Annotated in this window: 15 protein-coding genes; 6 read left to right on the forward strand and 9 right to left on the reverse strand. The window is 40.2% G+C overall.

Annotation, left to right across the window (positions count from 1 at the left end; genetic code table 11):
* Positions 1-7: 7 nt before the first annotated feature.
* From KCG35_RS00885 to thiI, 3 genes are all read right to left on the reverse strand, one after another.
* The gene (locus tag KCG35_RS00885; protein ID WP_215817771.1) at positions 8-562 is read right to left on the reverse strand and encodes a 3'-5' exonuclease; all 555 of its coding nucleotides are present in this window, start codon (positions 560-562) and stop codon (positions 8-10) included.
* 113 nt (positions 563-675) lie between these two features.
* Entirely contained in the window at positions 676-2,493 is a 1,818-nt protein-coding gene (gene typA, locus KCG35_RS00890; RefSeq protein WP_215817772.1) for a translational GTPase TypA, read from the reverse strand.
* Between the two features lie 304 nt (positions 2,494-2,797).
* Positions 2,798-4,249 carry a tRNA uracil 4-sulfurtransferase ThiI gene (gene thiI, locus KCG35_RS00895; protein WP_215817773.1) on the reverse strand — a complete coding sequence of 484 codons (1,452 nt, stop codon included), beginning with the start codon at positions 4,247-4,249 and terminating at the stop codon, positions 2,798-2,800.
* A 469-nt stretch (positions 4,250-4,718) separates the two neighbouring features.
* Here thiI and glnA point away from each other — a divergent pair, with 469 nt between their 5' ends.
* The 5 genes from glnA (at position 4,719) to trmL (ending at position 10,356) form a co-directional block, all read left to right on the forward strand.
* The gene (glnA, locus tag KCG35_RS00900; RefSeq protein ID WP_215817790.1) at positions 4,719-6,125 is read left to right on the forward strand and encodes a glutamate--ammonia ligase; all 1,407 of its coding nucleotides are present in this window, start codon (positions 4,719-4,721) and stop codon (positions 6,123-6,125) included.
* Positions 6,126-6,307: 182 nt separating this feature from the next.
* On the forward strand, positions 6,308-6,937 hold the full coding sequence (locus KCG35_RS00905; protein WP_215817774.1) for a DUF4124 domain-containing protein: 630 nt from the start codon (positions 6,308-6,310) through the stop codon (positions 6,935-6,937).
* 309 nt (positions 6,938-7,246) lie between these two features.
* Positions 7,247-8,356 carry a nitrogen regulation protein NR(II) gene (glnL, locus tag KCG35_RS00910; RefSeq protein ID WP_215817775.1) on the forward strand — a complete coding sequence of 370 codons (1,110 nt, stop codon included), beginning with the start codon at positions 7,247-7,249 and terminating at the stop codon, positions 8,354-8,356.
* On the forward strand, positions 8,343-9,776 hold the full coding sequence (ntrC, locus tag KCG35_RS00915) for a nitrogen regulation protein NR(I) (protein WP_215817776.1): 1,434 nt from the start codon (positions 8,343-8,345) through the stop codon (positions 9,774-9,776). The genes glnL and ntrC overlap by 14 nt, the downstream gene beginning before the upstream one ends.
* Positions 9,777-9,891: 115 nt before the next feature.
* The gene (gene trmL, locus KCG35_RS00920) at positions 9,892-10,356 is read left to right on the forward strand and encodes a tRNA (uridine(34)/cytosine(34)/5-carboxymethylaminomethyluridine(34)-2'-O)-methyltransferase TrmL (RefSeq protein WP_215817777.1); all 465 of its coding nucleotides are present in this window, start codon (positions 9,892-9,894) and stop codon (positions 10,354-10,356) included.
* On the opposite strand, the gene KCG35_RS00925 is transcribed toward trmL, so the two are convergent.
* Positions 10,353-11,273 carry a LysR family transcriptional regulator gene (locus tag KCG35_RS00925; protein WP_215817778.1) on the reverse strand — a complete coding sequence of 307 codons (921 nt, stop codon included), beginning with the start codon at positions 11,271-11,273 and terminating at the stop codon, positions 10,353-10,355. The genes trmL and KCG35_RS00925 overlap by 4 nt on opposite strands.
* A 143-nt stretch (positions 11,274-11,416) precedes the next feature.
* On the opposite strand from KCG35_RS00925, the gene KCG35_RS00930 reads away from it, so the two are divergent.
* A complete protein-coding gene (locus tag KCG35_RS00930; protein ID WP_215817779.1) occupies positions 11,417-12,364 on the forward strand; it encodes an isochorismatase family protein in 948 nt (315 codons plus the stop codon).
* Positions 12,365-12,423: 59 nt separating this feature from the next.
* Here the strand turns inward: KCG35_RS00930 and KCG35_RS00935 are convergent, their stop codons facing one another.
* The 5 genes from KCG35_RS00935 to KCG35_RS00955 form a co-directional block, all read right to left on the reverse strand.
* On the reverse strand, positions 12,424-13,887 hold the full coding sequence (locus KCG35_RS00935) for an L-lactate permease (protein WP_215817780.1): 1,464 nt from the start codon (positions 13,885-13,887) through the stop codon (positions 12,424-12,426).
* A complete protein-coding gene (locus tag KCG35_RS00940) occupies positions 13,884-14,930 on the reverse strand; it encodes an iron-containing redox enzyme family protein (protein ID WP_215817781.1) in 1,047 nt (348 codons plus the stop codon). Before KCG35_RS00940 ends, KCG35_RS00935 begins: the two co-directional genes overlap by 4 nt.
* Before the next feature lie 15 nt (positions 14,931-14,945).
* Positions 14,946-15,965 (reverse strand): 2,3-diaminopropionate biosynthesis protein SbnB, encoded by a 1,020-nt coding sequence (gene sbnB / locus KCG35_RS00945; protein WP_215817782.1) that lies wholly within the window; start codon positions 15,963-15,965, stop codon positions 14,946-14,948.
* Between the two features lie 123 nt (positions 15,966-16,088).
* On the reverse strand, positions 16,089-17,069 hold the full coding sequence (gene sbnA / locus KCG35_RS00950; RefSeq protein ID WP_215817783.1) for a 2,3-diaminopropionate biosynthesis protein SbnA: 981 nt from the start codon (positions 17,067-17,069) through the stop codon (positions 16,089-16,091).
* On the reverse strand, positions 17,041-17,475 hold a 435-nt coding region (locus KCG35_RS00955; protein ID WP_215817784.1), incomplete at its 5' end, for a ParB N-terminal domain-containing protein. The genes sbnA and KCG35_RS00955, both read right to left, overlap by 29 nt.

Here is a 17,475-nt window from a genome sequence, read left to right on the forward strand (position 1 = left end):
TAACAGCTTAATTTTTATCCTCTAAAACAAACGGCATAAGTTTAACCATATTCCGAGCATCATCAATGCCACGGTGGTGTGTACCTTCCAGCGGAGCACCAATCAATTTTAAAGCTTTACTCATTCCATACTTACGCTTAAATCCCTGCGTCGTTGAAAAAGCTTTTTTAATGTTAATATGTCCTGATGCTAAAGGATAAGCTACTTGATGAAACTGACAATCTTGTTCAAACTGCTTTTTATCGTAGTCTCCCCAGGAACAAAAAACATAGTTATGATAAGATTGCAGCCATTGTCTAAATTTTTTTATTGCTTCAGAAAAACCTGGTGCATTATCCACATCCTTTTGTGTAATACTTGTCAGCTCCGTACAGAATGCAGTTAATACTGGATTTCTAACAGGACAAATAAAAGTTTGAAATTCATCTATTATCGTAAGTGTCTTTGCATCAACCAAGACTGCACCAATTTCAATAATCTCCATTTGATTCCGCGCAATCGTTTTTTGATTACAGCATGTTGCTTCTAAATCAATAATTAAATAATACTTATAGCTATTCATCGAATCCGTAACAATACCGTTTAAAAATGCTAACCATTATTCAACCTTCATAAAAAAGCCTGTATAACAACAGGCTTTTTTGTTTAACAAAATACTCAAATATTAGTGAGTATTTATTTTTTTGCACGTGCCGCTTTTCGCCGATCATTCTCTTTTAAGTATTTTTTACGAATCCGAATGGAAGTGGGTGTTACTTCAACCAGTTCATCATCTTCAATAAACTCAAGCGCTTGCTCTAAAGAATGCTTAATAGGCGGTGTTAAAATAATATTCTCATCAGTACCTGATGCACGAACGTTGGTTAATTGTTTTGCTTTTGTTGGGTTAACCACCAAATCATTTTCACGACTATGGATACCTATAACCATTCCCTCATACACTTCAACATTGGGACCGATAAATAAACGACCACGATCCTGAAGATTATAAAGGGCATAACCTAACGCCTTTCCAGATACCATTGAAACTAAAGCACCATTTGTTCTACTCGCTACTTCTCCCACTTTAACTGGACCATAGTGGTCAAAGACGTGAGTCAAAATACCACTACCTGAAGTCATTGTTAAAAATTGAGAGCGGAAACCAATTAAACCTCGGGCAGGCATAACGTATTCCAATCGAATACGCCCACGGCCGTCAGGTATCATATTTTTCAGCTCGGCTTTGCGATTACCCAGCTCTTCCATGACACTGCCTTGATGATTTTCTTCAATGTCAATCATGACATGCTCATAAGGCTCCTGATGCTCACCATCAACCTCTCTGGTAATAACCTCTGGCCGAGAGACACCAATTTCATAACCTTCACGCCGCATCGTTTCAATCAACACAGAGAGGTGTAATTCTCCCCGCCCAGAAACGATAAATCTATCTGCACTATCACCTTGCTCAACACGTAGTGCTACGTTATGAATTAATTCTCGCTCCAAACGCTCTTTAATATTCCGACTGGTGACGTACTTACCATCACGACCTGCAAATGGTGAGTCATTGACTTGGAAGGTCATGCTGACAGTGGGCTCATCTACAGTTAGTGGCGGTAGCGCTTCAGGGTGATCAGGATGGCAGAGTGTATCGGAAATATTCAAGCCATCAATACCTGTAATGCAGACAATATCACCTGCTGATGCTTCAGTCGTATCAACACGTTCCAGGCCAAGATACCCCATTACATTCAAGACTTTAGCATTACGCTGCTGACCTTCACTCGAAACCAGCTTAACAGGCATATTAGGCGTTAATTTACCACGGGTAATTCGACCAATCCCGATAACACCCACATAGCTGTTATAGTCTAAAGCAGAAATCTGCATTTGGAGGGGACCATCCACATTTACATCAGGTGCGGGCACATTTTTTACAACCATCTCAAAAAGAGGGGTCATATCCTCGGCTAACTGATCAGGCTCCAAGCCTGCTTTTCCTTGAATGGCAGATGTATAAATAACTGGAAAATCTAACTGTTCTTCTGTCGCCCCCAAACGATCAAACAGATCAAGCACTTCGCCCACAACCCAGTCAGGACGAGCGCCTTGACGATCGACTTTGTTTATGACAACGATGGGATGAAGTCCTTGCTCAAAAGCTTTTTGTGTAACAAAACGTGTTTGAGGCATAGGACCATCAACTGCGTCAACCAGTAAGAGCACGGAGTCAACCATGGACAATACACGTTCTACCTCACCACCAAAATCAGCATGTCCTGGTGTATCCACAATATTAATATGGTGATCTTGCCACTCTATCGCTGTATTTTTGGCTAAGATAGTGATTCCACGCTCTTTTTCCTGATCGTTGGAATCCATAATCCGTTCTGTACCCATATCTTTCCGTTGCAACGTTCCAGACTGTTGCAACAACCTATCCACCAGCGTAGTTTTACCATGGTCAACATGCGCAATAATGGCTATATTCCGTAACTTCTCAATCACAAGACAGTGCCTCAATAAGGATTACCCGGTCTTACTGGACTGCAATGAACAAACCAACGGACAAACACTTAGCTTTTACCCAAGAGTTCTGCGTAAAGTATAAGCTCATTACTAACATAACGACTAAGTAGCGATACGTTTTTACCCTTCACATATCCTTCTGATGAATGAATATGTGACTTTTCAACCGGCAAACAAAATGTGCCATATCTTAACCGCAGATATGGCACCTTCAACTAAAAAGCATTAAAAATTTATAGTAATACCCATCATAGTGGGCATATTTGACGAACAGCGTTAATTATCAAGCAGGACGATACACTTTAACATTTTTGTACCCCTCATCGAGCAAGTGCAGTGCATGTAATTGGCTCATGACACCCTTTTCACAATAGAGATAATAGCGCCGATTACGATCCAACTCAGCAAATACACGGCTCAGCTGATAGAAAGGTACCGTCATCACTTCACTATCCAGCTCAAGCGGTTTATGTTCCTCTTCGTCTGGATGGCGAATATCAATAACAATGGCATGCTCAGGCAACTCTTCATCGATTTCCACTTCATGGATCTGTCGGTCATCCTGCATTACTTCATGAATACTGACCACACTCGCGTTATCAAGCGCTTGCTCAAGCACAGCAACATCAAATGCCTGTTCTTCCCTGGAAACCTTTTCTGGTTTGGCACGCGTAGTAGGGTTAACCGAAATTACCCCACAATATTCAGGCATATGTTTAGCAAACTCTGCAGTGCCTATTCTGGCAGCCGTATCGATGATGTCCTGCTTATCCATCGTAATCAAAGGCCTTATCACTAATCTGTTAGTAGCCTCATTAATCACACCCAAGTTTGGCAAGGTTTGACTGGAAACTTGAGAAATTGCTTCACCAGTAACCAGTGCATGAACATCCAAATTCTCAGCGACTTTATCAGCGGCTCGAAGCATCATTCGCTTGAGCACAACGCCCATGTAAGAGTTATCTACTTTGGTGAGTATTTCTTCCACAACACCTTCAAAAGGCACTGTAATAAACTTTACACGATGAGATGCACCATATTTGCTCCAAAGGTAGTAAGCAACCTCTTTAACGCCTATTTCGTGGGCATGACCACCTAAATTAAAGAAACAGAAATGAGTTAGCACACCACGCTTCATGGTTAAAAAGCTGGAAACGGTTGAATCAAATCCACCAGAAATGAGAGACAAAACGGCATCCTGAGTACCTAAAGGATATCCTCCGATACCAAGATGTCTTTCACGAACGATATACAGCTGTTTATGGTGAATCTCTATACGCACCGTAACATCAGGACCTTTTAGTTTAACTGAGCAATCTTGAACGCGCTGTAATAGCCCCCCACCCACATAACGTTCAACCTCAATTGATGAAAAATCATGATGCCCATTACGCTGGCAACGAACACAGAATGTTTTGCCTCGAATGGTCTCTCCCATGACTTGGTAGGCTTTTTCAGTAATGTCATCCAAGTCGAGCAGTGGAAAATCAACAACTTCCAAAATATGGCAGATGCCTGGTGTATGCTCGAGCTGCTCTCTAATTTGCCAACAGACCTGCTCATCTTGCTGTTCAGTAGACACAATGATTTTGTCCCATGTACCTGTCACATCGATACCTGGATCAATAGGCCGTAATAAGGTTCGGATATTACGTCGAAGCTGCTTAACAAAGCGCTGCCGAACCGGCTTACTTTTAATAGTTATCTCAGGAAAGATCTTTACAACAAAATTCATGGGCAAATTTCATGGATGGTCAATAAAAATGTAGCAAAACATTATACAAAATCTGGCTATTATCAGCACCGTTAATCTATCTTGGATTTTTTAATTAACGTCCAAATACTTGTTATCCATTATGCGATCGAGCATAGAGTGCTCTGATAACGCCACTCTACGCCAAGGAACAGTTCATCCATGAGTAATAAATAGCCAATTGATTTTAAAAAGCACTTTTTAAGTGCATAAACCAATATATTGCACTAGATTTGTGCGTATAGTGAATAAACTCACCCCCTATTCTGGTGCATTTGCTCACCAAATAAGGGTGTTTATCTATATGGCATACTAATTGCTATCTAGGTAAATATCTTTTATGGGGGCTATTCGCGTTTTACTTAAACTGAGTAGCCAAAATCATTACGGGCAACTCTGCAAAATAACAATAGCAGTGTCCCGCTGGGTATATCCCTCTGGAGGAATTGCAATGTCAGAGCATACGCTGAATCTTATCAAAGAACATGAAGTTAAATGGATCGATCTTCGATTTACTGATACTCATGGTAAAGAGCAGCATTTATCTATGCCCGTTAGCGAAATTGATGATGAGTTCTTTGAATCAGGCAAAATGTTTGATGGATCATCAATTTCTGGTTGGAAGGGAATCAATGAGTCAGACATGATTTTGTTGCCTGATGATAACAGCTCGGTGCTTGACCCTTTCACCGATGAAACAACTTTAATCGTTCGCTGCGACATTATCGAACCAGCGACCATGCAAGGTTACAATCGTGACCCTCGCTCTGTAGCCAAGCGAGCTGAAGAGTATTTGAAGTCCACAGGAATCGGCGATACAGCATTCTTTGGTCCAGAGCCTGAGTTTTTTGTTTTTGATGATGTGAAATGGAAAGTCGATATCTCTGGATGTAACTATCATATCAACTCAGAGGAAGCACACTGGTCATCCTCTGAAGTCTTTGAAGGCGGCAACATCGGCCACCGCCCAAAAGTAAAAGGCGGTTATTTCCCAGTGCCACCTGTAGACTCTTGTCATGACCTTCGTACAGCAATGTGCTCTGCCATGGAAGCAATGGGACTAGCTGTTGAAGTTCATCACCACGAAGTAGGCACTGCGGGCCAAAACGAAATTGGTGTTAAATTTAATACACTCGTGCGCAAAGCAGACGAAGTACAAATTCTTAAGTACTGTGTACACAACGTTGCGCATGCCTATGGCAAAACAGCCACCTTCATGCCTAAACCTTTAGTGGGCGACAATGGTAGTGGCATGCACTGTCACCAATCAATCTCCAAACAAGGTGAAAATATTTTCGCAGGTGATGGGTATGCCGGCCTTTCTGAAACGGCGCTGTACTACATTGGCGGTATTATCAAACACGCTAAAGCACTGAATGCGTTTACTAACCCGGCTACTAACTCCTACAAGCGTTTGGTACCAGGCTTTGAAGCACCTGTTATGCTTGCATACTCTGCACGTAACCGTTCAGCTTCCATCCGTATTCCTTACGTTAACAGCCCTAAAGCTCGCCGTATTGAGGTTCGTTTCCCCGATCCAACTGCTAACCCCTACCTTTCTTTTTCAGCAATGCTGATGGCAGGTCTTGATGGTATTCGCAACAAGATTCACCCTGGCGATGCGGCTGATAAAGACTTGTATGATTTGCCACCAGAAGAAGCCGCAGAATACCCAACCGTTGCCACAAGTCTTGAAGAAGCATTGATTGCCCTGGATAAAGACCGTGAGTTCCTAAAAGAAGGTGGTGTGTTCAGTGATGATTTGATTGATGGCTACATTGATCTCAAGAAGTCTGAATGTGAGCGTTTAGCGCAAACCACGCATCCGCTTGAGTTCGATATGTATTACAGCGTGTAACCCAACTTCTCAGCATTGTGCTATAAAGGGCTACTTGATATACCCATAGCGAAGGGTATCAGTAGCCCTTTTTGTATGATACGGCTTATCTCCTGTTCAGGTCGCCTCTTCTTTCTTGACACGTCCTTGATATGGTTCATCGTTATAATTATCTGTACAACCCCATCTAGGATAGAATGCTTATGTACATCGCAAATAAAATGATGAGCAAAGGGCTAATAACACTCGCTTTCCTAAGCTGCTGTTTAGTACTGCTAACAGGTGCAGATAAGATTTATAAAGAAGTTGATGAGCACGGTAATATTAATTTTACGGATGAACCTACCACTAAAAACCCTGAAAAAATTGAAGTAAAACCCGTAACGACTATCTCACTGCCCAAGCCAGCCACAAACTCGAATGACACATCATCAGATAGCGATAAACGCTTTACGTATGACTCATTTAGTATTACTGCTCCCGCAAATAACTCCACTGTCCGTGACCCAGGAAACTTCACAGTAACAGCAAAAACCTCCCCTAGGCTCAAAAGAAGTCATAAAGCTCAGGTTTTTCTAGATGGAACCCCAATAGGTGACAAAAATTCCAAGCTGAATTTCCAGTTAAGTAATGTGGAAAGAGGAACGCATACTGTTGAAATTAAGCTATTTGATAGTAAAAACAATGAGATTCAATCAACCAGTACAACCATTCACGTTAAACGTACTAGCATAAAAAACCCTAACCACCCCCAAAATAAGCCAAAGCCAAAGCCAAAGCCAAAGCCAAAGCCAAAACCTACCCCTGCACCAAGTAATAATAGTGGTAGCTAGAACGAGTTTGGAAACTCATTAAGAAAGTTCGCAAAAAAGCTTCCTTGCACTAAAATAGTGCAAGGAAAACTTCAGCACTGACAAGCAGCCTCTTCCTTATCAGCCAATCATCATTACTTCATCCAAACCCTATTAAGCCCTCTTGGATGAGGTAGAGCATGCCGTTGACTTGCTAAAGTTTTCTAAAAAGGAAAAAGTTATAAGTATTTTCTCCTTAATAACTTTTCTGGCCTTAATTTTGCCTTACTAAAGAACAAATTATGGTTGATATTGAACCTTTAACGTAAACAGCCCAATAACCTATCGGCAATGCAGCAAATCACCTTGGATAACCTGACAATTCTCAATAACTTAACAACCGCAGTGGTGGTGATTGACCAGCAGTTGCAACTCAGTTATATCAATCATGCTGCAGAAATATTGTTGGCTGTGAGCGGACAACGCATTCAACATAAAGCTCTGGAAGATCTTTTTCGCAATCCAGATGAATTCCAAGCAAATCTTCTACATACTGCCAACAGTGGACACCCTCTTACCAAACGAGAAGCAAGCCTGACTCTCTTTAATGGTCAACAACTTATCCTGGACTACACCATTACCCCATTAAATGAGCATGATGCTTTCGCTAATAGCTGTACACTGCTCGTTGAGTTATTCCCTAAAGACCGTCTATTACGCATATCCAAAGAGGAATCCATTCTTGCCAAACAAGAAAGCTCAAAGCTTTTAATTCGAGGCTTGGCACATGAGATAAAAAATCCGCTTGGAGGTATTAGAGGTGCTGCCCAGTTACTCTCAAGAGAGCTGCCTAGCTCAGATTTACAAGAATATATTCACGTCATTATTGAAGAAGCTGACCGCTTACGAAACCTTGTAGACCGCATGCTGGGTCCCATGCGTCCACCACAAATGAACCCCATCAATATCCACATCGTACTGGAACATGTTTGCAACTTGATCACTGCTGAAGCTTCAGGTTGTATTGATGTTATCCGTGACTATGATCCCAGCATTCCTGAACTTCCTGGCGATGCTCAACAACTTATCCAAGCTGTTCTCAATATCATGCATAATGCGTTACAAGCGCTTGCAGCCTCTCAACAAACATTGCCTCGCACTATTACAGTTCGCAGTCGTATTGTTCGCCAGTTCACTATTGCCAGCACCTGTCATCGCTTGGTTTGTCAGATCGACATCAATGACAATGGTCCAGGTATACCTACTCACCTAATAGATACCATTTTTTATCCCATGGTCAGTGGTAAGGCAGAAGGCACAGGACTAGGCCTAAGTATTGCCCAAGCCATTATTAGTCAACACAAAGGACTAATACGCTGTAGTAGCGAGCCAGGAAACACAACGTTTACGATTTACCTGCCCTTTGAGCATCATCAAGGATCTGCCCATGAACACAAATGATCACGTCTGGATAATTGATGACGATCGCTCTATCCGTTGGGTTTTAGAAAAAGCCTTACAACGGGAAACTTATATTGTTAGCAGTTTTTCATCAGCTGATGCCGCACTGGCTCAACTCCGTCGCCATCAACCTCAGGTCATCATCAGTGATATTCGCATGCCTGGTACTGATGGCCTTGAATTTCTAAACAATGTCAGTCATCAATTCCCACATATTCCTATTATCATCATGACAGCGCACTCCGACCTGGAAAGTGCTGTTGCATCGTATCAAGGGGGGGCATTTGAATATTTACCCAAACCCTTTGATGTTGATGAAGCCGTTAGTCTGGTGAAACGCGCGGTAGCTCATGCCCACGAACAACAACCTAATTTCACGCCTGAGCAGGCACCTGTCACTCCTGAGATTATTGGTGAAGCACCAGCAATGCAGGAGGTATTTCGGGCTATTGGACGTTTATCAAAATCGAATATCACCGTATTAATCAATGGTGAATCTGGTACAGGGAAAGAGCTGGTTGCTCAGGCCCTCCATCGTCATAGCCCTAGAACACAGCAACCTTTTATCGCGTTAAATATGGCAGCAATACCTAAAGACCTGATGGATTCAGAATTATTTGGTCATGAAAAAGGTGCCTTCACAGGTGCAACGCAGCAGCGACAAGGCCGCTTTGAACAAGCCAATGGTGGTACGCTGTTTTTAGATGAAATTGGTGATATGCCATCAGAAACACAAACCCGTTTATTGCGAGTATTAGCGGATAGCGAATTTTACCGAGTTGGTGGACACACCCCCATTAAAGTAGATGTACGCATTATCGCCGCAACTCACCAAAATTTGGAAAAACTGGTCACTACGGGATTATTTCGAGAAGACTTATTTCATCGCTTAAATGTCATTCGGATTCACATCCCTAAGCTCAGTGATCGTCGAGAAGACATCCCTTTGTTAGCAAACCACTTTCTGACTCGTGCTGCGCATGAGCTTGATGTTGAGCCTAAAATCCTTCTCCAAGAAACAGCCAATTTCCTGAGTCAGTTTGATTGGCCAGGTAATGTTCGCCAGCTTGAAAATATTTGTCGTTGGTTAACAGTCATGGCCTCAGGCCGAGAAGTACATATTTCTGACCTTCCCCAAGAACTTTTGCAACACAATGAGCAAACCACCCCCTCACTGGATTGGGAACAAGCCCTACAACAGTGGGCCAATAAGGAACTACGTAAAGGCCACAAAAATATTTTGGAAACAGCAGTACCGACTTTTGAGCGCATCATGATTGAAGTGGCGTTAAAACACACGGGTGGACGCAAGCGTGATGCTGCAAATTTACTTGGCTGGGGACGAAATACACTAACCCGAAAAATAAAAGAGTTAGGCATGTACAGCAATGATGAGGAAGATGAAGGTATGGCCTGCTAACCGCCACTACTATACCCACATCAAAGGGGATAACAACAGATAGTGCATTTTTAAAGGCCTTCTATATACTTATTCGGGCCTATTCAGCTTAGCTTGTAAGTGAGTTTAACGAAGTATGCTTCACATTGTACTGTTTGAACCTGAAATTCCCCCTAATACAGGAAATGTCATTAGGCTTTGTGCCAATACAGGGTTTCACTTGCATTTAATCAAGCCCTTGGGCTTTGATTTTGATGACAAACGCATGCGACGTGCAGGACTGGATTATCATGAGTTTGCGCGTGTTCAACTACATGATGATTTTTCTGCCTTTCTCTCCCAGGTTAAACCTAAAAATGTGTATGCCATCAGCACAAAAGGCAAGCGTTATCATACCGAACCCTGTTATCAAGCAGGTGATGCTTTAGTTTTTGGACCAGAAACCCGAGGTTTACCTACAGCAGTGTTAGAGTCACTGCCTGAAGATCAAATAATTCGTATTCCAATGCGAGCAAATAGCCGTAGTTTGAACCTCTCAAATACCGTTGCCATTATGGTGTACGAGAGCTGGCGGCAACTCGATTTTCAGGAAGGTCATTAAGTAATTACTAAGTGCATTTTAAGCTGTTGAATCATCACTCTAAATAAGTAAGGTAATTGTTTTTCATAAGCGTGCACGGCATAAATATCTCTTTTTTCTCCCGTTAAGTTTGGAGAAATAATCTCTAACAAGCCATCTTCTATTGCACGCTTTACAAACAGCTTTGGCAGCAACGCTATGCCTGTACCCTGAATAGCTAACGCTAATGCACCAGGTAAGTTATTAACGAGTACGGAATGATTTGACGTAAAAAAGCGATGATAGCACCCTGTGTTTTCATCAAATATTTGCGTCTTACGCTGCCAGCTTGTGATAATTTTCCTATACCCTTCAAGATTATCAGCATCCCATTTTTCATTACTCAAATCCAACTTTGGGGAAGCTACTAATACTGAAGTTAACGAACCTATTTTGACCGCCCGATAATTACTGTCCTTTAACTCCCCAACAGATATAGCTAGATCAAGTTTGTGCTTCATTAAATCCAAGCGCTCATCTGAAAAAATCAGTTCAGGCTGTAACTCAGGATATTGCTGACATAACAGGTTTATTACAGGGACCAGCACTTCCTCAGCAAATACTTCTGGTGCTGTAATTCGAATAGTTCCTTGGGGTATATCTGCTTGTTGACTGACCTCATTAATTGCAGTCTCTATTAATGTGTCCATAGACTGACAACGCGTAGCAAACTGTTGCCCTACTGTTGTGAGATTAAGTGACCGTGTACTTCGGTTTAACAACCTAACCCCAACTAGTTGTTCTAATTCTGTAATATAGGTGCTTACCGCTGATTTGGAATGACCTAACACTTCTGCTGCAGCAGTGAAAGACCCCTGCCTAATCACCTCAGCAAAAACCAGCATTCTGTAGGCTAGCTGTTTTTTATGCTTACGTTGATGACTCATACGCTCTTTCATATTGTTCAACTATTCAGAACATTAAGTTCAATATAACACCAATTATTACTCTTAAGTAAAACAATATAATACTAACCATGCTTAATGACTCAAGCCAGAAGCAGCTCAATCAATCATCAAGTAAACAACAAGGAACACAATCTATGTCTCAAACAATCTACAACGAAGTAATGGACGCTAGCCAAGCATGGATTGAAGCATTTAATAAAGGCAATATTGAACAGTGTATTAACACTTATACTGAAACAGCAACAATGCGAGTCAATCCTGTTGGTGAGTTTAATAATAAAGCTAAAATTGCAGAATTCTGGCAGACATTTTCCTTAAAACATCCCGCAGAATTAACGTACAGAAATATTCAGTTAAGAATATTAAGTCCTACACACGTTATTTTATCTGCTGATTGGCAAATGAATATTGCAAGCGGTTTTATCACTAAAGAACTTTGGGTTAAAGATCATTCTGGAAAGTGGTTATTAGCAGAAGACGATTTTAGTGTATTAGCACAACATGATGCTATACCTACGAATCACTCTTCACGAACAGCACTACTTATTATCGATATGCAGCAAGATTATTTTCCAAATGGAAAAATGCCGCTATCGGATATAGAGGTCGCAGCAGAAAATACACGCACACTACTTACACATTTTCGAAGCGCTCAACAGCCTATCATACATGTTCAACATATCTTTAAACATATGGACGCACCTTTTTTTCAACCCAATAGCGAAGGCAAAGAGATACACCCTAGTTTGGCTCCCCAATCCAATGAAATCGTTATTACTAAACACAAAGCAAATAGCACATTAGCAACAACGCTTGAACAATACTTGATTGAAAAAGGTATTTCACAGCTCATAATCGTAGGAGCCATGGCTCATATGTGTATCGATGCAATCACAAGGAGTTTATCGGACAAAGGCTACCAATGCACCATTATCAATGATGCCTGTGCAGCTCCCTCTTTAGACTTAAAGCAAACTAAAATTAATGCAGAAGACAATAAAGCACTTATTATGTATGCCTTACAGTTTGCTTATGGTGATGTCTACACTACCACTGAATGGTTAGCTCAGCACCAAAGATAAACTATAACCAAAAATCCCCCTTGTTTGGGGGATTTAATAACATTTTTGTGAAAAAAAATTTATACTACAGTCGATAAAATTATTCCCATTATTCCAATCACACTTACAATTAACACTGACATACCGAGACCAAACTTAAGCAGCGAAGCAACTGGCACTTCCTGAGGACCTGATAAATCTTTCGCTATTGTAGTCATTAATAAAATCATGGGAATTGAGGCAAAGACTAAATGCCCAGCCGCACTATTTTGAATAGCCGCCAGTATTGTCAGGTGTGTATCAGCACCAGAAGACAAGGTTTGCTGTAATGGCATCATTAATGCGTTCCCTCCAACATTAGAACCAGTAACAAAACCACTTACACCACCAAGAAAAGAGGAAAGCACAACATTAAGTGTTTGATTTGCGCCTACCAATGCACTACCTACATAGCTCAACATATTACTTTCACGCATAATTTGCGCCATGGCAACAAAGGCTATAATGGACACTATTGGTCTTGCAACGGTAGGTAATATTGATTTAATAGATACTCGAGTACGCTGAGAAAGTGCGATTATCACTGCAGTAATACACAAAGCAAAACCAGGGCTGGTAAAAGGCGTAAACCTGATATGTTCAGTTTCTAATATCAGTAGATGACTTAGCCAGTCCCAAGCACCAGGGATTAAACGTGGTAAAGCAACGAGCATTAATAAAAGGCCATAAGGTATTAGTGCTCTCATAAGGGGCACACCGACAAACTCTCTTTTTTCAAATCGAGCTTGCGTTAAAATAACACCGACCAATAATGTACCTAAACCAGAAAAAATTCCTGCGGTTTCAACCCATAACCAACGATTATTAATATACAATAAGCTTGAGAATACAAGGCCAAGCAAGATCGCCAACCAGCTATATTGACGAAATGCGTGCCAGCCACCCAAGGCAAATAAACAAGCAATACCTAACGTTGGAAATACTGCCATACTGGTCATACTAGAATAAATCCCTAGCTGCTGAATTGATAAACCCGCAATTCCTGCGCCAACCACAGTCGCAAGCCCCAGCGTTCCCCATGGCATAATATTCATTGTTAACATTGCAGTTCTATACGCAGCCTTTCCTTGATAAAGCTGAAAAATGATAGGCACTGATAAAAAAAGCGAAACCCCAAACCCAGTAAGAGATTCAACGGCTGGAGCTACCCCTAGTAATAACAATAAAGCTTTATGTAATTTAGGTAATTTTACACAGTCAATATAATGAGCCAACGCTTTAATAATATTTTGCTGCTGCAGAACACGATTAAGGATTTGGCCTGGAATAATCACCAATGCAACACTTAATCCTAAAATTAATACAGTCCCAATACCTGCATTATACTGTGATGAGTCAATAGCAAATTCAGGAATAAATAGGGAAACTAAAACTGCTGTAACTAAACCAACAAGAGCCCCATTTAGGGCTCCTTTTCCACAAAGAATCACAGTGATTGACGACAGTACCGGTAATGCCGCCAATAGGAAGTAGATACTATTCAATGTTCATTCCCTCGAAAGTATTCTAATAATTTGTCATACATTACTTCACCAGCCATCGCAGCTTGGTGAGCTCCTTTGATAATATCATACAACACTACCTGTGCTAATTCTGGCGTATTTTTTAATAGCCCTTCAATCATTTCATCGGCATGATGTGGATCAATTCTCATATGAGCGTCAAAATAAACGCGTACGTTTTGATCATTAATACCAACACGATCCATTCCTTGTAGAATTTTTTTAAAATGAGGCGCAACCCAGGCCTCTGTTGTCATAAAGTGGCCATATGCCCGGTAACATTTAAACCGTGTTGTTAACACCGCATTAAAAGAGTTTGATGATATTGATGCAATCCAAGGCTTTTGTCCTGCCCTATACTCCAATATATTGGACCAGTCATCATGAGCCGTTAGTAAACGCCTTAGCCAGTTAGTATGAAAGTTATCAATAGCCCCATTACCACATTCATCCCACAAATTAGACACAACCACTTGCTTCATCGAATGTTGTAATCCTGGTACCATTAACGCAACTTCATCATCAACTACTTCATTTCGAATGACTTCTAGTAGTAAAAACTCCTTAATCTGTTGCTCTGGCATTTCATCGGCAACGAAGTCAAAGAAGGCATGATTGACGCCATAATTATGTTCAACAAAAAACCTTAGGTAATCACCGACTTGAGCTACACAACTAATCTCAGGGAGTTCATATCTAGATTTTAAGAAAGAATTAATCAAGTAATCTTCTAGCGTTAACTTAACAAACTCTATACGCGAAAAAACCTCAGGTTTTTCCCAAAAATCTAACCTGGGAGCATCTTTATAGCCATAGTACAATGAGTAAATCTCTGCCAAATATTTATTAACAAGTTCTTCATTATTTTTAGCCACGATGATATCGTTTAGCTGATTGGTTATTTCTCCCATATTACAAGCTAACAACTCATTTAGTGTAAAACTAAATTCATTGACAGCATTAACAGGTGGCCAATACTGATCATGAGGAAACCGACTATGTCCAATATTTTCTTGTTTTAACATAACATCTCCCTATAGTTAGTTTCTGCTCAGGTCATAAAAAAAGTTATCTATTTCAACACTTGAATCTTGTTCAATAGCCTGTTGATATATGTAATAGCCCATTGCCAAGTCCAAGACACCTAGACCAAAGGGTGAAAAAACGATAGGCTTTTTATTGTCTGGTAATTTTTTAGTGCCATTTAATATTTCAGGTAAGGTAGCATCTACAAACTCCCTATTACCTACTTTCATTTCAGCAAGATGTGGTGATGTATTTGCCTTCAAGCAATGATCTACATCATCCAGCACATTATATGAGCTAAGAATAACCTCTTCTCCCAGGTCTCTCAGTGATATATTGAGAATAAGTGGATTATGTCGGAATAAACTTAAATTATGAATATAAGGTTGGGCTGCTGTCGTTGTCAGTAATATAACCTCAGAGTTTTGTAAACAATCATCTAAACTAGGACTGATATGAAAAGAGTAACCTGTTTTATTGCCCACAGACTCTGAAAACTTGCGGCTATAGTCTGTATTTTGATCATAAACATTAATTTGATTAATATCCCACTGCAAGCTTTGCAAAACGGATACAACATATTTTGCAATAAGGCCATTACCCACAATTCCAAGTGTACCGACCTTTTTATTTTTATTTCTCAAATGGTATGCACCAATAACAGCAGATACGGCTGTACGCATCGCACTAATTATACTCGCTTCAATACACGCTAATGGATAACCCGTGTTTCCATCATTGAGAATCAAAACTGCTGATGCCCGAGGAATCCCCTCTTGTATATTATCAGGAAAACTGGAAATCCATTTTATGCCACCCACATTTATCGGATCAATATAACTTGGCAATGCAATTATTCTTGCATTAGGTTTATGCTTAAATCGTAAGAAATAACTATCTGGGTTAATAGTCAGTCCTTGACCGTGGTCTAAATAGGTTTTTTCAATAATATTCGCTAACGACTCATAATTTTGAGAGAGCAAGCCATTAACTACTTTTCCTGATATTACCCGAAACTTTGGAACTATATTCATTTTTAACTCTTTAAACTGAAATCACTATACTTAGTGCGGAAAGTGTATTTCTATTCCCTTGGTGGAGGGTTTAGCTAGTGAGTACTTTCTTTTTATACAACCACAAAATTTATGGAGACTATCTCAATGCTGATCTTTAATACCTTCACACCACTCATCGTTGTAGATAGTATCTATATATTTTTCTCCGCTATCGGGAGCAATCATTACTACGGTCTCATGAGGCTCTATAACATCTTTCCAGCGTTTAATTGCCGCTAAAATGGTGCCTGTAGATCCACCAACCAGATAACCTCGTTTAACCATCTCCCTACACATAGCGATCGTTTCCTGATCACTGACAATTTCCAAATTACTCACTTTATCCGTCTGGAGGATCTCTGGAACACGACTGGTCCCCAGACCAGGAATATTACGCTTACCTGGAGGCAAACCAAAAGTAACGGACCCTTTATTATCCACCGCTACAATTGTTGTTTTTGGAGAAAATTCTTCAAAATATTTAACACAGCCCATTAATGTACCCGTTGTTCCTGCACCCACAAATAGATAATCAATATGGTAAAAGCTGTCTAACAACTCTTTTGCTGTTGAGTAATAGTGTGCTAAATAATTGTTGGGATTAGCGTATTGATTGAGCCAAACACAATTATGATTATTTTGTAAGTAACTATTAATGTACTCAATGCGCTTCTTTAAAAAACCGCCATTTTCATCTCGCTCAGTGATAACTACCACTTCGGCGCCATAACTTTTCATAAGGTTGATACTTTGCCTAGAGGCCATAGCATCTGTTACACACAAGAACTTATAGCCTTTTGATGCTGCGATCAGACTCAGCGCAATACCTAAATTACCTGATGAAGATTCAACAATAACAGTATCTCTATTAATTTTATTTTCTTTTTCTAATGCTTCTATCATCCTGAGTGCAGGCTTTAGTTTTATCGATCCGGAAAAATTGCCTGCCTCATACTTCATATAAACATTACTACGAATAATATTATCTAAACAAAAGAAAATATTATTCGGTCGATAATCTATTGGAGAGTGGTATATTTCAGTTATTTTATTATCAAAAAGCGTAACTACAGGTTGATTCATTTTGCGTTAACTCATTTATTGTAATTTTTATTTTTTCTGGCTTTGGATTTAGCGTATGTCTCGTTGTTTTATAAGGTAAAAGTGCTTTTTTTCGTACATATTGATTAATAAGCGACTCTGTAACCTCAACCTCTGCCCGCCAACTTGAAACAGTTAAGCGAGGGTCACTATACTCAAGCAAAATGCACGGTACATAAGAAAAACCCAGTAACTGTGCAGCCGCCAAACGATGGTGTCCATCCATAACAAAATATTTATTTTTTTCAATAATCAGAGGATCGGTCCAGATACTTTCTATTTTAATTATTTGAGACAACTTATACGCATGTTCATTACAGTGATATTCTGTAGCTATGATCTTACTTACATTTATCAATTTTATCTCATAGCTATAATCATTGTTCAT

The sequence above is a fragment of the Zooshikella harenae genome, from assembly GCF_018837975.1.
In the GTDB taxonomy this organism is placed as follows: Bacteria; Pseudomonadota; Gammaproteobacteria; order Pseudomonadales; family Zooshikellaceae; genus Zooshikella; species Zooshikella harenae.